Genomic DNA, 24323 nt, shown 5'->3' on the forward strand with positions numbered 1-24323 from the left:
GTGGATATAGTTCCGAAAGGCGACTTTTCCTATAACGTGTTGGTGGACGTCGTTTTATGGTTCTGGTTTTTCGCGTAGTCGGATTCTGGTTCAGCTGCCCGTTGCGGTGTTCCTGATGGCTAACGAAAAACCACTGCAGATAGCGATGTGTGCATCGGGATAGCCCGGAGGATCGCGCTTTTTAATTGTACGTCGGTAGCTACTATGCGACTGCAGGCTGTGTCCAGTTTCCTGATTTTCGACAGCGTGCGAAACTGGAATAAAGCTGGAGGAAAGTATTTAATTATTCTATTGGATTTTCAAATGTTCCACCTTCCCTGTTGCGCGCACCGTTCGATTGTGATTCCTGCAGTTTTGTGGCGATAGCTACTTCGATTCCGCCCGACGTTCGAGTTCATGGCCGCTCTTTTTAGGATTGGGCGCGTTCATTCCGGCTCGTCATTGATTTTTTTCGAATGGAGGAGGGAGCTTCGTCCGGTGTTTTCGACCTTGATGTTGACAATACTTGGGCATCCGGATCTACAAAGTGAGCCGGACCCCGTTATCATGATGGGTGTTTTGTTTTCTGAGTAGATTTGGGGATTTAGAATTCCCTCTTTAGTTAACTCTGGCTATCGAGCGTGTTAGCCGGCGTGATACCTTGCACTCTGGTCGAAAAATTCCCGCTCGTGGACGCAGGCACTGAGGTACGCGCGGGCTGCCCGGGCGCGCTGGTCCGGCGAGGCTGCGGCGAGCGCACGCTCCACCCGTTCCACGGCAGCGCGTGTCTCCGCGACGAATTCCTCGGCCGCGTACTCGGTCAACCAGGCGTGGTACGGATGCTCCGCGTGGTTGTGTTCCGCCAGCGCGAGGCCGATCTCGACGTACAGCCAGAAACAGGGGAGTATCGCCGCTGCTCCCACCACGTAGTCCTCGCCGAGTGTGTTTGCGCGGAGAAAGTCGGTGTAGGCGTTCGTTACAGGGGAGGGGCCGCCGATCCGTTCGCGGTCCGCGAGCCAGGCCCGGTGGAGTTCGGCTTCACCCAGGATGCACCCGGCCGCGTTCTGTGCCCAGGCGATACGGTCCCCGGTGGCGGGCGCCCGGACGGCCAGCGCGGCCAGGGCCCGGGCGTACTCCTCGAGGTAGTGGGCGTCCTGGTCCAGATAGAACGTGAAGGCCTCCTCGCCGAGGGTTCCGGACCGTAGTCCGTTGATCAGGGGGAGATCCATGATCTCCGCCCAGATGTCGCCGGTCGCCTCCCACAGAGCGGCCGTCCAGGGCCCTGCAGGGGAGACCCCGGGGGTGGGAGCGGACCGTTCGGCCGCGATCACCAGGTTATCCGGGGTTTCGCCGGACGCCCGCGGTGCGGTCAGATGACGCCAGGGGGTGGTGTCCGCTGCTCTGGCGAGCCGGCGTACCCGGTGACCGTGGTCCACCGGACCGTGGCCGCCACCGACCTCAAGGCGGTGCCCGTGTTCGATGGCCTCGTTGAGCCAGGCGGTCACCCAGCCCAGTGATTGCTCCGGTACCCCGGTGGCAGCCAGTCGCGTCGCCAGTGCGGACGATAGCGAGCATCCGGTCCCGTGGGTGCAGGAGGTGTCGTGCCGCGGCGCGGAGACCGTGTGCATGTGTCCGTCGGGTGTCACGAGGGCGTTACCCGCATCACCGGAGGTCAGGTGTCCGGCCTTGACCACGACCGAGGTACCCGTCTCCGCGGCGAGCGTCCGTGCCTGCGCGATCGCGCCATCGAAGTCCGTTGCTGCGGGCATCCCGCAGAGAACGGCGAGTTCCGGGATATTCGGGGTCACCACGTCGACGTCCCGGACGAACTCGCGGAGAGCGCCTTCCGCAGCCTCATCAAGGAGCCTGTTCCCGGAGGTGGCGACCATCACCGGATCGAGAACGATCCACTTCGGCCGGTGGTCTAGGAGATAGTGGCGCACCAGATCGACTGTCGCGGCGTCGCCGAGCATTCCGATCTTCACCGCGTCGACATCCACGTCATCGAATACGGCGTCCAACTGGGCCGTGAGGAACTCCGACGGTGGAGTGTGTACCTCCCGTACTCCGCGGGTGTTCTGCGCGACGAGTGCCGTCGTGACCGCCATGCCGTAGCCGCCGGCGGCGGCTATGGACTTCAGGTCCGCCTGGATGCCGGCGCCACCGCTGGGATCGGTGCCTGCGATCGACAGAACTCTGGGTACTGCTGGGGACACGTCGTTTCTCCTCGTTGATCAGGTGTGGCGGACTTCTGCGGGACGGAAGCGGGTCAGTAGCGTGCGCGCGGATGTGAATGGGTCGTGGTCGGTCATCAGCGTTGTCGAGACGCAGACTCCGTCGACGGCGGTGCCGCCAAGCTTATCCACGTTGTCGAAGGTGATGCCGCCCTGGGCGAAGCTCGTTACACCCGCTGCCGCGGCGGCCCGGGCGACGGCGTCGACGGCCTCCGGTCCCAGGGGCGGTGTCTGTCGACGACGTTCGCCGGTAGACCACACCGGACCGATCCAGATCACGTCTGGCCCCCGGACTCCGAGCTGCCGGCATTCTGTGACGAGCTCCCGGACATCGTCCGGATCATCGACGGATACGCCGATCATGAGTTCACCGGGCATCCGGCGCCGGGCCTCCGGATAGTCGATTTCCGCCTCATCGAGATGCAGATGGAAGCTGTGTCGGAGTGCGACGCGGAAACGATCGTGAACGAACACCGGGACGTGGAAAGGAGTGTAAGGACCGGGTTCGGAGATCGCCCGGGACACGGCCCCCCGGATCCGTAGCGCCCGTTCAGCGAAGACCGCGTCGCTGGCCCTCCCGTCCCGCACCCGGATCGCACCGACCCCACCCCGAACGGATTCGATGACCATTCCGGCGGTTTGATCGGCGGAGAGCGGAGCCGAGATGTCGGCGGTGAGACAGAGGTCCCAGGGGGTGTCGGCGCGACCGGCCACTGCAACTCCTCGTGATCAGGGGGCGGCCCGGGCACTGACCGCTCTCCCGGGTGGGGACTGTTTCGCAGAGGATAACACGGCGCCGCAGTTGTGGGTTAGGGCACCCTTTTCATCCCATTTCCACGGAAGTTCGGTTGCCGCGGCTCCGGGTCGGTAGCGTGGATTCCATGCCCACATGGAAAGAAGTTCTCGCAGCCAATCCCGACCACTCCGAGCAGTACGCGGCCAGGTGGCGTACATTCGCCGCACAGGGCCGCGATCTCGACGGTGAAGCCCGTCTGATGGACGCCCTCGCGCGGAAACGCGGTGCGCGGATCCTGGACGCGGGGTGCGGTACCGGCAGGGTGGGGGGTGTGCTCGCCGCGCGCGGGCACGAGGTGACGGGTGTGGACCTGGACCCCGTGCTCATCGGATACGCCGAGCGGGACTTTCCCGGCAGCCGGTGGGAGGTCGGGGATCTCACCGCCGGTGAAGTTCCCGACGGGGAGTACGACCTGATCGTCTCCGCCGGAAACGTCATGACCTTTCTGCCCGCGGACGGCCGCATCACGGCCCTCCGGACACTGGCCGGGGTACTTGCCCCCGACGGCCGGATGGCGATCGGGTTCGGTTCCGGTCGCGGCTACGGTTTCGACGAGTTCATCGCGGATGCAGCTGAGGCCGGCCTGGAGACCCAGCACCGGTGGGGGACATGGGAGATCGATCCGTTCACCGCGGATTCCGACTTCATGGTCACGGTCCTGGTGCACCGGGACAGCTAGGGGCCGGTTATGGGCTCGGCCGCGGAGATACGCGAGGGGCCGGCGGCACCGGTGAACACACCGATGCCGCCGGCCCCGGGCCGTCGCAGCTCCGCTTTTGCAGGATCTGCGGATGGCCTGGATCAGGCCTTCTCGCCCTTGCCGTTGAAGCGGACGGTGTCCTTGACCTCGATCAGGTCATCGCCTTCGCCCGCCAGGTCGCGCAGCTTCGCGAGGGCGGTACGGGCATGCATCTGCTGACGGGTCGTGGCCAGCTGCCAGCGGTTGCGCGACAGTACGTTCAGGCCCCAGGCCACGGCGGCGACGAAGCGGTTCCGGAAGCCCACGAGGAACATCAGGTGCACGGCGAGCCACAGGATCCACGCGAAGAACCCGGTCAACTCCACCTTGCCGATCTTCACCACGGCGGAGAAGCGGGAGACCGTCGCCATGGAGCCCTTGTCGTGGTACTCGAAGGGTTCCCGCTCGGACGCCGGGGTGCCCTCGGCGGTGCGGATGATCTGTTCAGCCGAGTACTCGCCCGCCTGAATCGCGACCTGAGCGACGCCGGGGAGCTTGTTGAGTGACATCATGTCGCCCACGATGAATACGTCGCTGTGCTCACCGACGGTGCAGTCGGGATTCACGGGGACCCGACCGGCACGGTCGGCCTCGACACCGCACTGGTCCGCGATGAGCTTACCCAGCGGAGAGGCCTGCACTCCGGCGGACCAGATCTTGCAGAAGGCGGGGATCGTCTCGACGGAATCGTCGACCATCGACTTGTAGGTGACCGCATTCTCATCGACATCCGTGACCATGGCGTTCAGCTTCACGGTGACACCGAGCTTCTCCAGCTGGCGCTGCGCATTCCGGCCGAGACGCTTACCGAAGGGAGGAAGCACCTGGGGTGCACCGTCGAGGAGCACGATCTTCGCGCTTTCCGTGGTGATGTTCGAGTACTCGCCGCTGAGCGTGCGGTGCGCCATCTCCGCCAACTGTCCGGCGAGCTCGACGCCCGTCGGTCCGGCGCCGACGATGACGAAGGTGAGCAGGCGCTCGCGCTCGGCGGGATCGGTGCAGATCTCCGCGCGCTCGAAGGCGCCGATGATCCGGGCGCGGAGCTCGAGGGCGTCGTCGATGGACTTCATGCCGGGGGCGTACTCGGCGAAATGGTCGTTGCCGAAGTAGGACTGGCTCGATCCGGCGGCGACGATCAGGGAATCATAGGCGTACGCGCGTTCGAAGTCGCCCAGTCGTGCGGTGACCAGCTTCCCGTCGACGTCGATGTCCGTTACCTCGCCCTTGACGACGTGCACGTTGTCCTGGTCCTTGAGGATCTGGCGGGTTGAGGGTGCGATCTCACCGGAGGAGAGGATACCGGTCGCCACCTGGTAGAGCAGCGGCTGGAAGAGGTGGTGGTTGGTGCGGTCGATCAGGGTGACGTCGACGTCGGCGTCCGCGAGTTTCTGGACGGCGAACAGGCCACCGAAGCCCGAGCCGATGACGACGACGTGGTGACGGCCGCCCTCGGGACGGAAAGGCTTGTCAGTCATATAGGTGTTGTCTCCTGGATGAGGATCTGGGGGCCGCAGGAGCGGGCTGCGGCAGTACGGTGCTTCATCGTAGTACGTTGTCGGATAAATCACATCACCCCGGCTCACAGGGCGATGTCTGCGGGGACCGCAGGCAGAGGCGGGATACTATCGGCCCACGCTGATTCGGCGCTCCACCCGGCGTCGAGCACCCAACCGCCCAACGCAACGGAAACGGAAGTAGTCAGACCCATGCCCGGCCCCGCATCCGGGGGGTACACCCCCGCTCATCTCGCCCACATCGACGCCTCCAGGTGGCCCGGTGTCGCGATCGTTCCGGACAACCGGATCCTGCGCCACCGGGCGGCCGCGGCGGAATCGCGTTTCGCGGCGGCATGCGCCACCGCGGGCATAGGTCTGGATCCGGAGGTGCCGGGGGGTGCCGACCTGACCGTCGAGAATGAGGAGCTGTTCCTCCGGTTGGCCGACAGCGGTTGGTTGGGGCTGGCGGAGGGATACATGGCCGGTGAATGGCGGAGCCGGGACCTGGTGACGAGTCTCGCAGGCCTGCTGGAGTGCGGCTTCGCTCCGCGAGGGAGATTCCGACCGGGTTCACCGGGGACGGCGGCCGCCGGCGGATACGCCGGAGGGGAGCTGCCTGGGGATCTCGTCCGCCTGTACTCCGGCGACGGGATGTCGGCGTTCGGCGCGCGGTTCGCATCCGGGGTACCGACCACGGTCCGGACGTCGGTGCCGAGTTTCGTCCGCGGCGCGGGCCGCGGCAGCGAACCCTCCAGCCACTTCGTCGACATCACGACCCTCGCGCCGCCGGTCGCGGTGGAGCGCGTGGATCTCGGCCCGGCACAGCGACGTGCCGCCGAAGCCCTGCTCGATGCCGCACGGGTCCGTACGGGGACGGATCTCGTCGAGTTTCCCTGTGGCGGTGGGACGGTCGCACTCGCCGCGGCCCGACGGGGTGCCACCGTCGATTGCCTGACGGCCGACCCGGAACTGGCGGGATCGGTCAGGGAACTACTCGACCGTGGCTCTGACGGTGGTCGCGTGCATGTGGCGGTGACGGAGAACCCGCTCCCGACGCGTCTTGACTGGGCCGGAACGTACGACGCTCTAGTGAGCGTGGAGAAGCTGGAGGTGCTGGGCGCCGCAGGCCGCGCGGACTATCTCCGAGCCGTGGAACAGATGCTCGCCCCCGGAGGATACGCGGCGCTACAGAGCGTCGTGGCCACCGATGACATGCGTCGGGTGGGGCGGGATGCACTGACGGTCTCCCGCGCCTACATCTGGCCCGCACTCGAACACATCAGCACCGAGGATCTGCACCGGGCGGTGGACAGTTCGACGGAGCTGCGGATTGTCGCGGAGGCGCACTTTGCGTCCCACTACGAGACCACCCTGCGGTTGCAGCGGGAGATCTTCGCCGCGAACGAGCGCAGCGCCGCCGCGGACGGCTTCGACATCGTGTTCCGGCGACTGTGGGACTACCAGCTCGCACTGATGGAGGCGATGTTCCGGTTGGGGTGGCTGGACGCCGTCCAGGTGACCGCGACCTCCCGGCGACCGCTACGCCACTGATTCCGGACGGTGGTCCCAGGAGACGAGCCGCCACCGACCGAACGGGGCGTCCCCGGGTTCCATGACGATCAGCCCCGTGTTCGGGAGCGGATGGGCATCTTCGACGGCGATTCCGGTGGCGTGGCGTGCGAACAGTCGCATCGCCGAAGCATGGGCCACCACGATCGCATCGCCGTCCGCGCGTAGGGCCATCTCCCGGAGCACGACGCCTTCGATCACGGGCCGGTAGCGGCCGAGGAACGTCGTGATGTTCTCGCCTCCCGGGGTCATCCCGGAGGGGTCGCCGGCGAGTGCCGCCAGGTGCGCGGCACGGAAGGTCTCGATCGAGGTGATGTCTGTGAGGTCCTCCAGGTCACCGGCGGAGAACTCGTGCAGCCCCGGGCGGGTGGTCACCGGTACGGTACCGGCGGCGAGCCCGGCGTGCTTCTCGAGGGATTCGACGAGCAGAGCGCCGGTCGTCCGGGCACGAACGGCTTCGGAGGTGTGCACTCCCGTGAGTCGTCCGGGGTGACCGTCAGCTGCCCCGACCAGTTCGGCGAGCCGCCGGCCGACCTCGATGGCCTGGTTCCGGCCGCGCTCCGTCAGCGGCGCTCCCGGTGGACGGGTATCCAGTGAGTGCCGGATGTTCGCGGTCGTCTCGCCGTGTCGGACCAGGATCAGGCGTCCGGTCATCGTCTCCTCCTCGGGTGTCGTGTGTGGGTCATCGTCCCGCTGTACGGGTGCTTAGTGCCTCGGTGTCACGGGATTCCGCCTCGGCGGCCCGCCGCGAGCGCCGGATCAGCGTGGTGACCTTGATGAGCATCGGAAACAGGACGAGGGAGACACCGATGACGATGACCCAGTGCATGTATTCTTGTACGACCGGAACCTCCCCGAGAAGATACCCCGCGGAGGTTATTCCTGCGCCCCACAGCACACTGCCGATGACCGAATAGAAGGTGAATGTCCGGTGCGGCATCGATGAGAACCCGGCGACCACCGGGGTCACGGTGCGGACGACCGCCACGAATCTGGCCAGCGTCACCGTCGCGGGGCCGAAGCGGTCGAAGAAGTGGTTCGTGCGTTCGACGGCTTCGGGGCCGATCCACTGCATCGCCCGCGAGTCCAGTGCCCGGGGTCCGTATCGGCGACCGATGAGGAACCCGAGTTGATCACCGAGGATCGCGGCGACCGGGATACCGATGAGCAGGGCCCAGAGGGGGGCGAAGGGGCTTTCGGCGTGGGCCATGATGCCCGCCGTGAACAACAGCGTGTCCCCGGGGAAGATGAAACCGATGAGCAGCCCCGTCTCCATGAAGATGACGACGAGTATCCCGAGCAGACCGAAGGAGTTGACCAGTGTGTCCACGTCAAACAACGGCGGCCACCTGCTCTCTGTGTGAGTGTTCCGTTCGCGGGTCGCTACGGAATCGATCCACCTCTCGGGTGGCTTTCTTCCCGATGATACGACACAGGGCATCGGGCGGTTACCTGTGGAGTCCGCTGACCCCGGGGCGACGGTTACCGCCCGGTGGTCCGGTATGACCGAAACGTCGTGGCCGGGGTCCACACTTCCCGGGTTCCCGCGATGTGTGCCGGAGCCGCGAACTAGATCTCCGTCATGTCCACGTAGCGGGTCTCGTGCATGCAGCGGATCGCGATGAGGGATATTACCGACACCACGGCCAGATAGACACCCACGGATGCCACACCGAAGGCGGCGACGAGTGCGGTGGCGACGAAGGGTGCGATCGCCGCGCCGAGGATCGAGGCCAGGTTGTAGGCGATTCCGGAGCCGGTGTACCGGACGTTGGTGGGGAAGAGCTCCGGTAGTACCGCGGACATGGGACCGAAGATCAGACCCATGATGAACATGCCGATGGTCAGGAACGCGAGAGTGCTTCCGGTGGTGGCTGTGTCGGGGCTGAGGAACAACGGAAATGCCAGGCCGAATCCGATCATCAGCAGTGACACGGTGCTGAGCGTCCGGCGGCGACCCCGGGAATCAGCGAGCCGTCCGGAGAGGAGGATACCGAGGATGAACGCGAAGATGGAGATCAGCTGGATCTTCAGGAAATCGGTGTAGCTGATGCCCAATCCGAGTCCTTTCTCCCGTGAGCCGATCCCGTAGGAGAGGACCCAGGTGGTGACGAGATAGAACAACGTGTAGCAGCTGACCATGATGAATGTTCCGAGCACCAACGGACGGAAGGATGTGCGGAACACCTCGGCGACCGGGGCGTTCACCTTCTTGCCGCTCTGGACCGCACTGGTGAAGACCGGGGTTTCCTCCAGCCTGAAGCGGACGTAGAGACCGATGACGACCATGACCGCCGAAAGCAGGAACGGGATACGCCAGCCCCATGTCATGAAGGCGCCGGTGGTCTCGCCGTTGGTGTGCCCGAGGGTGCTCACGAGGATCAGGAAGAGTCCGTTGGCGGCGAGGAATCCGAACGGTGCGCCGAGCTGCGGCCACATCGCGGCCCAGGCGCGCTTGCCTTTTTCGGCTGTCTCCGTGGCGAGCAGTGCCGCGCCGGACCACTCGCCGCCCAGACCGAGCCCCTGGCAGAAGCGCATGAGCGCCAGCAGTGCGGGCGCGAGGACCCCGGCCATCGCGTAGGTAGGTAGCACACCGATGAGGAAGGTCGCGATGCCCATGGTGAGCAATGACGCCACGAGAGTGGCTTTTCTGCCGATTCTGTCACCGAAGTGTCCGAACACGACCGAACCGAGTGGACGGCCGAGGAATGCGAGCCCGAAGGTCGCGAAAGAGGCGAGGAGAGCCACGGTGTGGTCTTCGTTCGCGGGAAAGAACAGATAGGGGAAGACCGCGACGGCTGCGCTCGCGTAGGCGTAGAAATCGTAGAATTCGACGGTTGTCCCCACCAGTGAGGCGATGACGATCCGGCGTCGCGTACGTCGGTCGAAGCGCGGTCGGGTGGTGGATGCCGGGGTGGTGGTTCCGGTCATGGGAGTGGATCTTCCTTCGTGCGGAGAGGCGTATCGGTAGTTGGTGTCCCTGACCTGAGGGGATAGTGATGCGGTGGGGACCGGTGTGGTGATATGTCACCGCACCAAAGCAGGTAGTATCATACACCTTTCTTTTTACCGTACAGAACCCGAATTCCACTCCATGGGAAACAGCCGGTGGTGCGTCTCCATTCCCGAGGGGGTGTCCACCGGTCTTCTCCGTGGAGCCCGTGATGACGACCGGGGGCCGGACCACCCGCGACCGGTCCGAGGTGTTCGGGGCACCTGTTCCTCACGGAGATCCCGGTGTCAGGGGGTCATCACGGGACGGGACGCCTTTTCCAGGAGGCAAGCCACGCTCTGATAGGGCTTTCCCGCGATCATCTCGAGCCCCATCTCGCAGGTACGGTTGTCGGAGACGAACGCATCGAAGTGTCCGGTGAGCCCCGCGCGTTCCTCCCGGGTCGCGGACTCGACCAGTTCGGGGTGCAGCAGGCCACGGTCACCGGCGGTACCGCAGCAGGTCGCCTTGTCCGGTACGACAACCTCATCGGCGGCCCTCCGGACGAGGGCGACGAGATCGTCGTTGAGCCCCATGTGGGTGGTCGAGCAGGTGGGGTGAACCGCGACCCTCCCCATCGAATCGGTGAATGTGAGTCCGTCCACGACCTCATCCCGCAACCAGTCGACGACATCCAGGATCCGGATCCGGGAGAAGTTCTCCGCGAGCTCACCGTCGAGGGCCCCGGGAACCTGCTCCAGGAGCCCGTGCGTGCAGCTCGCTGCGTCGACGACCACCGGCAGCGCACCGCCGTCGGTCCATCGCCACAGATCGGTGGCTATGGCCCGGGCACGGTCCTCGAACCCCCTGGTGTAGCCCTTCGACGACCATGGCGTGCCGCAGCAGTTGCCCTCCACGTCGCCGGGGATCCACACCGGTCGACCCGACCTGCGGCCGAGTTCCACGATGGCGCGCGGGAGTTCCAGCTGGTCCGACGGCGCGCCGTGGGGGCGGCCGAAGATCCGGTTGATGCAGGCGGGGAAGTAGACAGCGCTGGCACCCTCCCGCTGCGTGGCCGGCATCGTCCGGGAGGCGGCGTGCGGCAGCTTTCCCGGAATGGTTGGCAGGATGTCGGAGGAAATCACCGCGCGGCCCGCGTTCGCGACACCGCGCAGCGCGCCGGTTCCCGCGACACCGTCGAGAAGCTCCGCGGCCTTCACCCCGCCCCGGGCCGCACGCTCGAAGTGCCGGAAGTTGCGTGCCGTCCCGAGGGCGATGTGCTCGGCGGTGCCGTCGTGTTCGGCGGCGCGGAACATCTTCATGACCTTGCCGGTGTCGATGCTGATCGGACACGCCACGGCACACGTCCCGTCGGCGGCGCACATCTCGACGGCATCGTACTCGTACTCCTGCTGGAGTTTGGCCAGCAGCTCGCTGCCCTCGGGCTGGCGGGCCATCTCCCGTCGCAGGACGATGCGCTGCCGAGGGGTGACCGTGACGTGCCGTGAGGGGCAGATCGGTTCGCAGAAGCCGCATTCCACACAGGCGTTGATCTCGTCCTCGACCCTGGGGAAGGACTTGAATCGCTGGAGGTGGATGTCCTGGCTCCGGGTGAGCTTGACGTTCGGGGCGAGAATGCCGCGGGGATCGATGAGTTCCTTCACCCGCCACATCAGCTCCCAGGCGCACTCACCCCACTCGCGCAGAAGGAACGGGGCCATGTTGACGCCGGTGCCGTGCTCGGCCTTCAGCGACCCCTGGTACTCGTCGATGACGAGTCGGGCGAGATCATCGAGGAAATTCGCGTAGTGCGCGCGCTCCCCGTCGTCGTCCAGGCGGGGGAGCAGGAAGAAGTGCAGGTTGCCGAACGCGGCGTGGCCCATGACCATCTCCGGGTATCCGTAGCTGGAGAGCAGGTCCAGAAGATCCGCGGCCCCCTGTCCGACCTCGGCGGGCGGGAAGCAGACGTCCTCGGTGATCAGGGCAGTGCCCTGCGGGCGATCCCCGCCGATCAGCCCGAAGAGGCCGTTCCGGATCTTCCACGCACCGCGCTGGCCCTCCGGTGTGCGGTCGAAGGACAACGGGGAGAGTAGCGCCGCATCGGCGAGGACGTCCTGGGCCGCGGCGATCGCCCGGTCGAGCTCCTCCTCGGAGGTCCCGCCGACCTCCAGGAGGAGTGCCGCGGTGTTGTCGTCGATGTCCGCCCACTCGGCGGGCGCCTCGCGGAAGTTGTCGACGGAGCGCTTCAACACCGGAGCGACGAGCAGCTCACAGGCCTGCGCACCGGTGTCCATCAGTGGCGCGACATAGGAGGCGGCCTGCCGCAGGTCGGGGAGCATCACCCAGGCGACCGCCTTGTACCGCGGCAGCTCGATGGTGCGGATCACGGATTCGGTGATCGCGCCGAAGATCCCCTCGGACCCCACCATCAGGCGCATGAGGATGCGGACGGGGGTGTCCTCATCGAGGAAGGCGTCGAGGCGCAGTCCGTTGGTGTTCCGGATGGAGAACTTCCTGCGCAGGAACCCGACCAGCTCCTCGTCCCGGCGGATCTCGTCACGCAGCGCGAGTAGACCGGCGACGAGTTCGGGTTCGGCGGCCGCCAGTTTCTCCTCCGCGCCGGGGTCCGTGGTGTCCACGATGGTGCCCGAGGGGAGGACGAAGGTGGCCTCCTCCAACGTGTGGTAGCTGTCCCGTTCGAGGGAGCAGCGCATTCCCCCGGCGTTGTCCGCGAGGACCCCTCCGATGGTGCACACGGACGTCGAACCCGGATCGGGGCCGATCATGTGGCCGTGCCGTGCGAGGACCGCCTGAGCGTCCCCGAGGACGACACCCGGTCGCGACCAGATGCGCTTACCGCCGTCGCGTACCTCCATACCGGTGAAGTGGGTCTTGACGTCGACGAGAATGTCCTCGCTCATGGCCTGCCCGTTGAGGGAGGTTCCGGCGGCCCGGAACGTGATCTTCCGGTCGTTCCGGGCCGCGAAACGCATGAGTCTCGCGAGGTCGTGGGCGTTGCGTGGCCGAACCACGATCTGCGGGACGGTGCGGTACGGGCTGGCGTCCGAGGCGTAGCGGATGAGATCGCTGACTCGGCCGGAGACGTTCTCCTCGCCGAGGAGCGTCCGCAGTGCCTTGAGTAGGGGAGCAGGGGCACCGTTCACGCGTTCGGCGGGGACGGCGTCCGGCTGTGGGGAGGCGCCCTCGGGGCGTCCGATACGACTGGGATCCGGAGTCAGCAGCTTCTTCATGAATGCAGTCTAACGCGCATGAAACGACATCGGGCGTCACACTCTGGAGTTCTTTCGACTCTATATAAATTAGGCTGACCTTGCTCTTTGCGTGGAGATATCTCCAACTACGGAAATCGTCCCGAGACGGATCGGTGTTTCCGGGGGTGATTTAAAAGGGGTGCTGTGGGGGCTGTCCCGTTTAGCTGACGGTGATGGTTGCACTACGGTTAGCCGGAGTTGACGAGCCGGTGCAACACCCCCGCGCCGGGCGTCGGCATTCACCGGATGCGGCACCACCCTGGCCCCGGAACTGCGGCCGACCCGACAACCGCCGAGCCCGCAGCCGCCCGCGCCGTCGAGGCCGGGCACAGCGAAGAAAACCAGTGGAAGGAAATGCCCCGTGTCCCTGCTCGACAGTCACAGTGCGCCGCACCCGCCCGAGACGGCCGACATGGAGGAACGCTCGGCGACGCTCGCCGTTCTCGCGTTCCCGGCGGTCGTCATCATCGGCGCATTCATCGCCTACCTTATGCCGGACACGTTCATCCCGCTGAAGTCCTGGATCTCGCCGGGACTCATGGTGATCATGTTCTGCATGGGACTCACACTGACCCTGCCCGACATCGGGACAGTGGTGAAACGACCCTGGCCGATCTTCCTCGGCGTCGTCGCCCAGTACATCGTCATGCCGCTGTCCGCCGTCGTTGTCGCCAAGGCACTCAACTTCGGACCGGAGGTGGCGGTCGGCCTGCTCATGCTCGGGTCCGTTCCCGGCGGCACGGCGTCGAACGTCATCGCCTACCTCGCCAAGGGAGACGTCGCGTTGTCCGTGGCGATGACCAGCGTCTCCACGCTGCTCTCTCCGATCGTCACACCGATGCTGATGCTCTACCTGGCCGACGCCCAGGCTGACGTCGATGCAGGCGGTATGACCTGGTCCCTGGTCAAGACGGTGCTCATCCCGGTCGGTCTCGGTCTCATCCTCAGGGTGTTCTTCGACCGCTTCGTCAACATGATTCTCCCGGTTCTCCCGTGGTTGTCCATCGGCACCATCGGAATGGTCCTCATGGTCGTCGTCGCGCTGTCGGCAGACAAGCTCGCTGTGGTCGGGCTAGTTGTCCTGCTCGGGGTGATCATCCAGAATCTCCTCGGCTACCTCGTCGGCTACTACGCCCCGAAGCTGCTGGGCCAGAAGACCGCGGCCTGCCGGACGACCGCCATCGAGGTGTCGACTCAGAACTCCGGGCTCGCCTCCGCGCTGGCCACCCAGTTCTTCAGCCCCGAGGCCGCGATCCCGGGCGCCATCGCCGCCATCTGGGCCAACGTCTCCGGGGCGCTCTACGCCGCCATCGTGCGCCGCATGCCCATCAGGGACTGACCGACCCCGCGGGACCCCGGTTCAGGACCCGTGTCGGAGAGCGGCGACCACCGCCGCCAGCTCCCCGGCGGCGGCCGTGAGATCAGCTTCGGTGGTCGCCCGCCCCAGACCGAATCGGAGTGCCGTGCGGGCGAGGTCTTCCCCGATTCCCATCGCGAGCAGGACGGGGGAGGGGTCCTGGGACCCCGCGGCACACGCCGAGCCGGAGGAACAGATGATGCCCCGTCGCTCCAGCTCGATCAGCACGGTCTCGCCGTTCACGCCGTCGATCACGAAGGACGCGTTGCCGGGTAGGCGGCGGGTCGGGTGACCTGTCAGCCGAGCACCGGGAACCGTCGCCAGCACCCGCCCGATGAACCCGTCCCGCAGGCGCGTCATCCGTTCGGCCGTCGATGCGCGTTCCGACTCCGCGGAGACCAGGGCCGTGGCCAGGGCGACGGCGCCGGCCACATCCTCCGAACCGGAACGGCGGCCCCGTTGCTGCCCACCGCCGTGGATCACGGGCTCCACGGGAATGGACGAGCGGAGCCACAACAATCCGATTCCCCTCGGCGCTCCGAGCTTGTGCCCCGACAGTGACAGCGCGTCCACTCCGAGCGCCGACGGACGGATCTCCAGTTGCCCGGCGGCCTGCACCGCATCGGTGTGCAGGGCGACGCCGTACCTCCGGCACACCGCGGACAGCGCCCGGAGATCCTGCACCGTACCTATCTCGTTGTTGGCCGCCTGCACCGACACAAGGACCGTGTCCGGTCGGATGAGAGCCTCCACCTCGTCGGGATCAACGAGTCCCGACCCGTCGCAGGTCAGCTCCGTGGTCGGCACATCGTGGAACCTGCGGAGGTACGCGGCACTCTCACGCACCGCGCTGTGCTCGAGGGGACCGGTGAGAAGGTGTGCCCGTCCCGTTCGACGTCTGTGTCCGAGCGTGATCCCCTTGACCGCGAGATTGTCCGCCTCCGTGCCCCCGGAGGTGAACACCAGCTCGTCCGGTCGCACTCCCAGCGTGTCCGCGATCGCGCGCCTGGCAGCGGTGATCCCGGCCCGAGCGGCTTCGCCGACCCCGTGGTGGCTGGACGGATTGCCGAAATCCGTCGTGAGGAACGGCCACATCGCGCGCAGTACCTCGGGACGTGGTGGCGTGGTGGCGGCGTGATCGAGGTAGATCAGGTCCGGACCGCTCACCGGGCGTCCGCGGAGGGCCGCACGGTCACGTCGAGTCCGAGGTCCAGGGACCGGACGCCGTGGGTGAGCGCACCGACGGAGATCACGTCCACCCCGGTTCCGGCGATGTCGGTGACCGTGTCCAGGCTGACCCGCCCCGAGGCCTCGACGATCGCCGCACCGCCGATGAGGGCCACGGACTCCCGCAGCTGCTCCAGGCTGAAGTTGTCCAGCATGATGGAGTCGACGCCTGCCGCGAGGACATCGGGGATCTGGTCGACACGGTCGACCTCCACCTCGATGTGGGTCGTGTGGGGGAGCCGGGAACGCGCTGACCGGAGAGCTTCGGTCACCGAGACCCCCTCGGCGAGCAGTACCGCCAGATGATTGTCCTTGACCATGACCGCATCGGACAACGTGGCCCGGTGGTTGTGACCGCCACCGTCCCGGACGGCCTTCTTTTCCAGCATGCGCAACCCCGGAGTCGTTTTCCGGGTGTCGACGATGCGGACACCGGTGCCGGCCACGGCGGCCACGTACCGGGAGGTGAGGGTGGCGATCCCCGACATGCGTTGGACGAGGTTCAGGCCGATCCGTTCCGCGCGCAGCACCGATCTGGCGGAGCCGGACACCTCCGCGAGAACGTCACCGGACGAGAAGGTGGCGCCATCCGCCAACCGGATATCGACCTGTGTACCGGGATCGACGCGCAGGAAGGCAGCGGTGAACACGGATCCTCCGGAAAAGACGCCGTCCTCACGGGCGGTGAGGGTCGCGGTGGCGTGGGCGTCGGCCGGGATCAGTGTCTCGGAGGTCAGGTCGCCCCACGGGGCATCCTCTGCGAGGGCGTCGTCGATGATTCCGTTGATCTGTGCTGCCGTCGGGTACACGGTCAGTTCCCCTTTCCGCTGGTCGATCCGGCAATCGGGCGGGGTGCGACGGACAGCATGCGTTCCAGGGCGACACCCGCCTTTTCGGCGGTGTCCGGGTCGACGGTGATGCGGTTGACGGTGTCACCCTCTACGAGGGACTCCAGCACCCACGCGAGATACCCCGGGTGGATCCGGTACATGGTGGAACACGGGCAGATCACCGGATCCAGACAGAAGATGGTGTGCTCGGGGTGCTCGGCGGCCAGCCGCTGGACGAGATTGATCTCGGTGCCGATCGCGAACACGGACCCCGGGGGAGCGGCGCTGATCGCCTTGACGATGAAGTCGGTGGAGCCGGCGGAATCCGCGGCGTCGACGACCTCCATCGGGCACTCCGGGTGCACGATGACGTGGGCGCCCGGATATTCGGCGCGGGCCCGGTCGATCTGGTCGACGGTGAATCGCCGGTGCACGGAGCAGAAACCGTGCCAGAGCAGGATCCTGGCTTCGAGGAGCTGCTCCCTTGTGTTTCCACCGAGCGGCAGGTGAGGGTTCCACAGGGGCATCTGCGTCAGTGGGATTCCCCGTGCGCGGCCGGTGTTGCGGCCGAGATGCTGGTCGGGGAAGAACAGGACGCGCTGACCGCGCTCGAAAGCCCACTCCAACACCGCGTCGGCATTGGAGGACGTGCACACGATGCCGCCGTGTTCACCGACGAACGCCTTCAACGCCGCCGAGGAGTTCATGTAGGTGACGGGGATGACCGGGGCGCAACCGTCACGGTGGGTGGCCGAGCCGAAGATCTCCTCCAACTGCTCCCAGCAGTCGGTGACCGCATCAAGTTCGGCCATGTCCGCCATCGAACAGCCGGCGGCGAGGTTCGGGAGGATGACCTTCTGGTGGGGCGCCGAGACGATGTCCGCGGTCTCCGCCATGAAGTGGACGCCGCAGAACACGATGGCTTCGGCGGCGGGTCGGGTCCGCGCCGCGTTCGCGAGCTGAAAGGAGTCGCCGACGAAATCGGCGTGCTGGACGATCTCGTCCCGTTGGTAGAAGTGCCCGAGGACGACGACCCTCTCGCCGAGTGCGGCCTTCGCCGCGAGGATCCGTCCGTGGAGTTCCTCGTCGGTGGCCTTCCGGTATTCGGGCGGCAGGCTGCCCTGTCGGGGAGCGTCGTCGGGGATCGGATCCGACATTGATGCGCCGGGTCCGTATCCGGGGATGGCGTCGAACGTCCAGGGGTCCTCGGTGAGCGAGCTGCTGCAGGACGATCCGGCGCGGGCGCCGGCTGTGATCAGCTGTAGCGCCCGATCCACGGAGGCGTGTTCGCGTGGGTCGGTCGGTTCTCGGGTGGGCATGATGTACTGGTCCTCCGGTTATGCGGTTCAGGGGTGGTCGAAAACCGTGCTAAGGGCGGGCTGGACCCGGAGCACGGTAGCTGTAGAGCTTGGGCGGTCGGTGGGGCGTTCCAGTGAGCACCCGGCCGGTGTCGACGAGGTCGGGGGAGGAGATCATCGAGCGTCGGAAGTTCGCGGGGTCCAGGGGATGGCCGAGAACGGCTTCGTGGACGTGCCGCAGTTCGGCGAGAGTGAACGTGTCTCCGAGGAAGGACCTGGCGATGGCCGAGTACTCGACCTTGGTGCGCAGACGGTCGAGTGCGTAGTCGACGATCTCCAGATGGTCGAACGCGAGATCGGGGAGATCCTCAGCCGGAAACCAGCGGACGTTCTCCCGTTCTCCCGCGTGCTGTGCCTCGTCGGTCCGGAGCAGTGCCCAGTAGACGACGGAGACGACCCTGCCGGTGGGGGAGCGGTCGACGTTGCCGAAGGTGTAGAGCTGTTCGAGATAGCTGGGTCGTAGGCCGGTGGTCTCCGCGAGCGTGCGGGACGCGGCTTCCTCCAGTCCTTCGTCGGCAGGGAGCCAACCTCCCGGTAGTGCCCACTGATCGAGGTGCGGGTCGCGGGTCCGTCTGACGAAAGGGGTCCACAGGGATGGCGTGGCCTCGGGCTCCGGGCGGAGGGCGAAGATCACGGTGGATACAGCCAGACGGGTTTCGGGCGGGGACACCGTTCCTCCTTTCATCAACCTTATGGTCTTGGTGACCTTTAGTGGTTGTCGACTTAGCTTACAGTCAAATAGACCAAAAGGCACCGACGATTGGAGGCCGGAACAAACAGAGCACCATTGTCGGGTTGGTCTCTCGGGTCGGGGACCGGAACCATCTGCCCGGCGAGGCCATCGGCGCCCCGGACCAGCATGTGCGGGTCTGTGACACCGGCGACGATCCAGTAACAGCGGTGTTATTCTCGGTCAATAGACCCCATAAATGAATGAAGCCCGCCAGGCTGCCACCTGACGGACTTCGCTTATCACCCAGCTGCAACCCTGGGAAAGCACGGCCATGAGTTTACCGTCATCTGACAGGACACGCGCACCAGCACGCGCGTGTGCTGCCCAACCGATTCCCCCGACACAGGTCGCATCAATACGTACCCATCAATACGTACCTCTGCGACATTGCTATCATGCGATTGTCAGGAATGGAAGGGAGGGGGCTATTTTTTGGCTTCTTCCGTCCGCGCTCTGTTGCGTTTGTTAATAGGGAATCTAAGCAAGAAGTATGCCGATTGAACAAGGCCGAAGCTTAGACTCACAACAATCCGGGAGTCCCCATGCCCTATGTTGAAAAAATCAAACAAGAGGTAAAGTACTAAGGCTGGTATTACAGGTATTGCTGTGAATATTAGGAACCTTTTCATTGTGCTCTGACCCTAACAGTATCTATTCCAGTCAACATGAGTACCGCCTGCAGCAACTCCGATAGTACATGCCGTCATGGTAATTGGTCCGCCAAGACCGCAATAGAATCCAGTGACTACCGCTGCGGTGCATGCCCCTACATAGCTCTTCCAGCAGGGGTCTTTTTGAAGTGACGGAAAGATATCGTACTTATCGGCCTCGTCCTGCGGCACAACTTCCGGTGAACCTGTAGATGGATGGAGTAGGAGCGCTTTTCCCTCTAGATTCGTCGCTATTTCTTGTACGACGACCCTAGGAGTGCTAGCTGCGAGACGCTGCCTGTCCTCCATTGGAAAATCAGAGTACTTATCAAAATATTCGACTAACGCTGAAGAATTTTCAATGATAGAAATGTTTTCCTGATATTGAACGAGATCTTTCGCAATCTCTTCTTGTAGATCGAAAGTTTCGTACTCTTCCTGCGCAGAGTCTAAAATTTTCTGTTTCTCACTTTTGGTTTCTGAACTGTTCTGCGAGCATGTCTCGTTCTGGTCGACGGGCTGGGCGACAGAGCTTTTCGGGGAGGCGGGAAGCAATGCAGCGCTAGACGATTGGGCTGCGGCAGTAGTTGGGAGGAATGTGATCAGGCAGGCTGCGCCTGCAGCGATCACTGACTTACCTTTTAGAATGCGCACTTTACTCCTTGTAGTAGGTAAGAGAGTCTAATCGCGTAGCTTTTGATCCCTGTTGGCCTGTGACCAGGTCCACTTTCTGCAAGACAGTGCTATTCCCTGCAACTTGTCTTAATGCTCTGAATATGAAGTGTACTCCGCACTGTGGTGGCCAGTAGATCACACCACCTTCGCAGATGTTGTAGCACCCGATATCGTCTGGAGTGGGGCCGTTGGGAAGTGGAGTGGTGTCCTGTATGGATTATCTATCTAGTGGCTAGGATGGTGCTGAGGGCAGGGTTGCTGGCTTGGTGAGGTGACGGGCATGGAGAGCATTTCGGGTATAGTGAAATTTCTCTGTCATGGTGCTTGAGTTTACTGTATCGCAGTCGTGCTGTCGCGTCTTAGAAATAACTACAAGTGGGTACTTTGTATACCTAGTGCCGTCTGGAAGGTGGAAATTATTGTGAAGCGCGGCGGGCTACTCCCGTTGTTAACTCTTGGTCTTGTTGTTTCGACAGTTGTGGCGCCCGCGTGGAATGCGAACGCGCGTGAAGGTGATGAACCAGCACACCTCCGTGATGCGGGCATGCCGCGAAAGCGGCCCTCATCACCGCCGCATCCTCCGCGAAGCGATCATCGCCCGCCGCGACCATGACATGCAGCCTGAGTCTCTGACGCACTTCGCGTCCCATCGCTGCTGAGCTTCCGTGTTCGAATTGCCTGATCACCGGCAGAGACGGCAATCCACCTGGCGTTGGGTAACCGACGGAGCAGGGGCGGGCGTGGGGAAGTGGGGTATTTCCGTCATATTTCCCGAGCCTTGACGCTACCCGTTGATTTGCCCTATCTGGTGAGCGAGGGGCGGGTGCAATGCGTGAACTCCCGGCCAGGTAAAAAGGTCCTCAAAGGAATCGTCGGGTAGCGGTAAATCAGGCTAAGCGGTGCTGCCTTTTCTACGGAAAATACCTGTGTAAAATTTCGCTTCTCTGTTCAATTCTGTCTGATGTGTCGATCAATCCTTATCTGACAGTGCTGATATCTGCAACGTTGAGCGTGAAAAAAAGTTACTCCGGGCCTGGCCAGTAAGGGAGAAGGTCGATAAAACCGATCCCTGAAGAAATGTGTGACCGGACGGGCAACCCGCTGCTTGGGTTCACAGCCACCAACCGCTGTGAAAACGGGAACGAACTCTTCGTTTCATCTGCGAGCGGCCGATCCTCATTTCCCGGAAGGTTCCGTGCTCGTGCTTGACCGCCCACCAAGAAGTGCCGAAAGCTCTAGTGTGGTCAATGTCAGGCCGGAAATGGTCGAGGAGTCAACTCCGGACCTCCAGGGGATGCTGATTGTACAAAAATATCGGTCGCTGAATAGTGCTGGAAGGTATCTAGGTTTGAATGAACAGCCGGTGAGGTAGGCGGGCGTATTTGCAAAACGCGACCGTGTCCGCTGGGTGATTCCGGGGTGATCGATGAAATAACTGGTGCGTGCCTTGTTTCGATCGTGGATCCGGCCTCCGCTCGCTGTCGTTCTCCGGGAAAGGCCCGGTTGATTCTGTTATTGGGACAATTGGATGAGGTGGCGCAATTGGATGTGTTGGCCGAATTGTCCGCCACTGCATTTGAGTTGCGAATGTAGCGGTGGATTAAGCACTCCGATGCTCAGGCCGGGGCGTGCAGCGACGTGGAACCTCCGGATGCGCCAAAGGGCGGAGGACGGTGTCCGGGTCGAGTGCCTCGCCCCGGAGGTGATGGATCTCGGTGGAGGGGTCGGTGCGCGTGTGTTGACGGGGCCGCTCGATGGGCGGCACGCTCGATCCGTCCTCGAACGGGTGCCTGGCGGGTGGCTGTCGAGATCGCCGCGGGATGGGGCGCGGTCGGGAGTCTGGGCGCTCACGGACTCTCCGGTCAGAGGTCGATTCAGGGTTATCTGGCGGAGAGGGGGGGGCGGGCCTGGTGGCGAGCGGAGAGGATGGAGGCGACGTCCCGGTACTAAATGACATAATGTACATTATCGGCCAATGGCTGTGCGGGATGATCTTCCGGGCCATCTGCTGACGTTGAGGGTCATCATCCTCGGTTCGCACTCTGGGCATTCCGGGAATCTCCGCCCGTTCGACGCCGTAATCCCTCCGCGGCCATCCGTGTGCGGTCGACTCCCGGCCCGGTGCCCGTCAAACGGGTCCAGGCCGCCCACGGTCCCGCGGCGACCGTCGGGATGTTGTGGCTTCTTCGGGGTGTCATCCACCTCCGTGCGGATCGCCGTGAGGACCTGCGATCGCCCGGATTTGTCGCGATGATTGTCGGGCGCCCCGGTACCCCACCGATTCGAGGGTGAGAAGTCACCCCTTTTTGTCACTTGTGACAAAAAGGGGGTCTATATCGATATCGGGGCCAGGGTCAATCTTGTGCTGTACCCGCTCAGCCACGGTTTTTCTTCGTGGCGCTGCCTTTCGTGTTCTTCTTCTCCGACTCTGCTGCGTCGGACCGGACGCGGTCCCGGGTGGCCTGCGCGGTCCGCAACTGGAACCCGGTCAGCACGAGTAGGACGACCCCGATTCCCGCGAGCAGCCACATCTGCGCGTAGGCGGTGTACCCCAGAAAACCGATCAGGATGAAGATGCGGAACCAGAGCATCGGGATCATGCGGTGTGCCATGTGGCTTTCCCCTCACTTCTCGAAAACGAGACGAATGTTGATTTCGCCTTCTTCGGCGATGGTCGCCGCCACGAACTCCGGCGGATAGATGTTGTAGTCGGTTCGGTCGACGGTGAGGACACCGGCGACGATGACCCGCTCGCCGGTCCGGAGAACATCCAGCGTGGGTGTCACGTCCCGGGAGGTTCCGTGGAGCGTCAGCACACCGGGAACCTCGGCGGTGGACACCGTGCCGTCCTCGGGAATATCCGTGAGATCGATCGGACCCCGGATCTGGAACGTCGCCGTCGGAAACTCATCGGTGTGCAGGATGCTCTGCCGCACGTTGATGTCTCGCTTCTCGATGTCCGTCCTGATGGTCGTGGCGTCAGCGACAACCTCGCCGGCGGTGAGCTGACCGTTGTCCACGTCCAGGAAGCCCGTCACATCGTAGGTGCTGCCTGAGGTGGTCTTCCGCTCACCGGGCAGGACCTCGTTGAATGTGAAGCCGACTCCGGTCGTGTTGGCCCCGGAACCCGGAACGAGATTCCAGTGACCGTCCACACCTGTCGAGGCCGGGATGGCGTTCTCCGCGTTGATGCCGCCGGTTCGGATACCGGGATTCGTGATGAGTTTGTACACCAGCGGGCCGACGCTCGCCAGCGAGATCACGATGATGGCGATGACGGTGAGAGCCACGAACGGCTTCTTGAGGGTTTCCATGTGTCCTCTTCCGGTGTTCTCGACGTGCGGAGTTAGCGTAGGTGTTCAGCGCGGCGCGCCAACGTGACGAGTTCCGCGCAGAGTCCGCGGATCTCCTCCACGGGCGAATCCTCGTCCACGGCTGTGGCGATGTCCTCCGCGGCACACCGAAGCTCAAAGAGCAGGTCGGCGAGGCGCTCGGCCTTCTCCGGACGCATGATGACCGCATCCGCGGGTATCGAGGTTCCGGACACCCGTGAACGCTGTTCGTAGGCGCGCTGCCTACACGAATGGCTGCAGTATTTCCGCGGTCGCCCCCGGCCTTGTTCGGGAACAGGCCCTTGGCACCATTGGCATGTCGCCTGGCGCCTGGCGATCGCTTCCTCACTCACTCCCCCAACCTTAGGGCCTCCCCGTCCGCATCATCAACAACCACCCCGGACTCGGGTGCCCGGTCCGCGGCGGACAGGGAAGAACCGCCGGCCGGTAGTGGTGGTCGTGCGGGGCGATCAAGGGCTATAGTGGTGTGGATAAACAGCCCTTTCCGTCGGTCGGCCCGGAGAAACGCGATGGCAGAGAAGGCGGTGAACCATCCGGCAGGAACCGGATTAGATCGGTTCCCTCGGGTTTAGTACCGATAGGTGCACGCAGACCCACCGCGTGGTCCAATCGATCAACCGACTGAACTGGACTGTTAACCAGTATTCCGCACAGTAAAGGACTGATACTTCTATGGCAGATCGTGTTCTCCGCGGTAGCCGCATGGGCGCCGTGAGCTACGAGACCGACCGCGACCACGACCTCGCGCCGCGCCAACTGGTGAAGTACCGCACCGACGACGGGGATGTCTTCGAGGTCCCCTTCGCCCACGACGCGGAAATTCCCGGCACCTGGATGTGCAAGAACGGTCAGATGGGCACCCTGATGGAGGGTGAGGGTGTGGAGGCCAAGCCCACCAAACCTCCGCGTACCCACTGGGACATGCTCCGTGAGCGCCGCTCCATCGAGGAGCTCGACGAGCTTCTCGAGGAGCGCATCGAACTGCTCCGCAAGCGTCGGCGCAACGCCGCTCGTCTGCTGAAGCAGCAGCAGGAGGAAGCGAAGAAGAACGGGGCCTAGGTTTTCTTCCCCGGGTATTCCGGGCTCGGAGGTTACTCCGTACGGACCGTGACGAACGATCATC

Annotated in this window: 20 protein-coding genes; 4 read left to right on the top strand and 16 right to left on the bottom strand. The window is 64.3% G+C overall.

Features of this window, described 5'->3' with window-relative positions; genetic code table 11:
- Positions 1–623: 623 nt before the first annotated feature.
- Complete coding sequence (locus JDV75_RS03525) at positions 624–2195, bottom strand: bifunctional hydroxymethylpyrimidine kinase/phosphomethylpyrimidine kinase (RefSeq protein ID WP_418884373.1); 1572 nt, start codon at positions 2193–2195, stop codon at positions 624–626.
- Between the two features lie 18 nt (positions 2196–2213).
- The gene (locus JDV75_RS12290; RefSeq protein WP_418884374.1) at positions 2214–2927 is read right to left on the bottom strand and encodes a thiamine phosphate synthase; all 714 of its coding nucleotides are present in this window, start codon (positions 2925–2927) and stop codon (positions 2214–2216) included.
- Between the two features lie 167 nt (positions 2928–3094).
- Here JDV75_RS12290 and JDV75_RS03530 point away from each other — a divergent pair, with 167 nt between their 5' ends.
- On the top strand, positions 3095–3688 hold the full coding sequence (locus JDV75_RS03530; RefSeq protein ID WP_198737879.1) for a class I SAM-dependent DNA methyltransferase: 594 nt from the start codon (positions 3095–3097) through the stop codon (positions 3686–3688).
- 122 nt (positions 3689–3810) lie between these two features.
- Here the strand turns inward: JDV75_RS03530 and JDV75_RS03535 are convergent, their stop codons facing one another.
- A complete protein-coding gene (locus tag JDV75_RS03535; RefSeq protein WP_198737880.1) occupies positions 3811–5223 on the bottom strand; it encodes an NAD(P)/FAD-dependent oxidoreductase in 1413 nt (470 codons plus the stop codon).
- 231 nt (positions 5224–5454) lie between these two features.
- On the opposite strand from JDV75_RS03535, the gene JDV75_RS03540 reads away from it, so the two are divergent.
- Positions 5455–6795: a class I SAM-dependent methyltransferase gene (locus JDV75_RS03540; protein WP_198737881.1), complete on the top strand. Its 1341-nt coding sequence runs from the start codon at positions 5455–5457 to the stop codon at positions 6793–6795.
- Here JDV75_RS03540 and JDV75_RS03545 read toward each other — a convergent pair.
- From JDV75_RS03545 to JDV75_RS03560, 4 genes are all read right to left on the bottom strand, one after another.
- Positions 6784–7467, bottom strand: coding sequence for a histidine phosphatase family protein (locus tag JDV75_RS03545; RefSeq protein WP_198737882.1), 684 nt, complete (start codon positions 7465–7467; stop codon positions 6784–6786). The two genes, JDV75_RS03540 and JDV75_RS03545, sit on opposite strands and share 12 nt — an antisense overlap.
- Positions 7468–7495: 28 nt before the next feature.
- Positions 7496–8143, bottom strand: a complete 648-nt coding sequence (locus JDV75_RS03550; RefSeq protein WP_336244305.1) for a DedA family protein — start codon at positions 8141–8143, stop codon at positions 7496–7498.
- Positions 8144–8382: 239 nt separating this feature from the next.
- Positions 8383–9744: an MFS transporter gene (locus tag JDV75_RS03555; protein ID WP_198737884.1), complete on the bottom strand. Its 1362-nt coding sequence runs from the start codon at positions 9742–9744 to the stop codon at positions 8383–8385.
- A 309-nt stretch (positions 9745–10053) separates the two neighbouring features.
- The gene (locus tag JDV75_RS03560; RefSeq protein ID WP_198737885.1) at positions 10054–12996 is read right to left on the bottom strand and encodes an FAD-binding and (Fe-S)-binding domain-containing protein; all 2943 of its coding nucleotides are present in this window, start codon (positions 12994–12996) and stop codon (positions 10054–10056) included.
- A 382-nt stretch (positions 12997–13378) separates the two neighbouring features.
- On the opposite strand from JDV75_RS03560, the gene JDV75_RS03565 reads away from it, so the two are divergent.
- Positions 13379–14356, top strand: coding sequence for a bile acid:sodium symporter family protein (locus JDV75_RS03565; RefSeq protein ID WP_248094834.1), 978 nt, complete (start codon positions 13379–13381; stop codon positions 14354–14356).
- 21 nt (positions 14357–14377) lie between these two features.
- On the opposite strand, the gene JDV75_RS03570 is transcribed toward JDV75_RS03565, so the two are convergent.
- The 9 genes from JDV75_RS03570 to JDV75_RS03610 form a co-directional block, all read right to left on the bottom strand.
- On the bottom strand, positions 14378–15541 hold the full coding sequence (locus JDV75_RS03570; protein WP_248094837.1) for a cysteine desulfurase family protein: 1164 nt from the start codon (positions 15539–15541) through the stop codon (positions 14378–14380).
- Positions 15538–16410 carry a carboxylating nicotinate-nucleotide diphosphorylase gene (nadC, locus tag JDV75_RS03575; protein WP_336244286.1) on the bottom strand — a complete coding sequence of 291 codons (873 nt, stop codon included), beginning with the start codon at positions 16408–16410 and terminating at the stop codon, positions 15538–15540. Before nadC ends, JDV75_RS03570 begins: the two co-directional genes overlap by 4 nt.
- A gap of 2 nt (positions 16411–16412) precedes the next feature.
- Entirely contained in the window at positions 16413–17750 is a 1338-nt protein-coding gene (gene nadA / locus JDV75_RS03580; RefSeq protein WP_198737886.1) for a quinolinate synthase NadA, read from the bottom strand.
- Between the two features lie 49 nt (positions 17751–17799).
- Positions 17800–18459: an NUDIX hydrolase gene (locus JDV75_RS03585; protein WP_248094846.1), complete on the bottom strand. Its 660-nt coding sequence runs from the start codon at positions 18457–18459 to the stop codon at positions 17800–17802.
- A 704-nt stretch (positions 18460–19163) separates the two neighbouring features.
- Positions 19164–19826 (bottom strand): hypothetical protein, encoded by a 663-nt coding sequence (locus JDV75_RS03590; protein ID WP_198737888.1) that lies wholly within the window; start codon positions 19824–19826, stop codon positions 19164–19166.
- A 1-nt stretch (position 19827) separates the two neighbouring features.
- Positions 19828–20061 (bottom strand): hypothetical protein, encoded by a 234-nt coding sequence (locus tag JDV75_RS12295; protein ID WP_198738432.1) that lies wholly within the window; start codon positions 20059–20061, stop codon positions 19828–19830.
- 2161 nt (positions 20062–22222) lie between these two features.
- A complete protein-coding gene (locus JDV75_RS03600; RefSeq protein WP_198738489.1) occupies positions 22223–22459 on the bottom strand; it encodes a hypothetical protein in 237 nt (78 codons plus the stop codon).
- A 12-nt stretch (positions 22460–22471) separates the two neighbouring features.
- Entirely contained in the window at positions 22472–23161 is a 690-nt protein-coding gene (locus JDV75_RS03605; protein WP_198737889.1) for a YceI family protein, read from the bottom strand.
- A 32-nt stretch (positions 23162–23193) separates the two neighbouring features.
- A complete protein-coding gene (locus tag JDV75_RS03610) occupies positions 23194–23532 on the bottom strand; it encodes a hypothetical protein (protein ID WP_198737890.1) in 339 nt (112 codons plus the stop codon).
- A gap of 340 nt (positions 23533–23872) precedes the next feature.
- Between JDV75_RS03610 and JDV75_RS03615 the strand changes: the two genes are divergently transcribed.
- Entirely contained in the window at positions 23873–24259 is a 387-nt protein-coding gene (locus tag JDV75_RS03615) for an RNA polymerase-binding protein RbpA (RefSeq protein ID WP_198737891.1), read from the top strand.
- Positions 24260–24323: the final 64 nt, after the last annotated feature.

This window comes from Corynebacterium meridianum (assembly GCF_016342265.1).
GTDB lineage: Bacteria > Actinomycetota > Actinomycetes > Mycobacteriales > Mycobacteriaceae > Corynebacterium > Corynebacterium meridianum.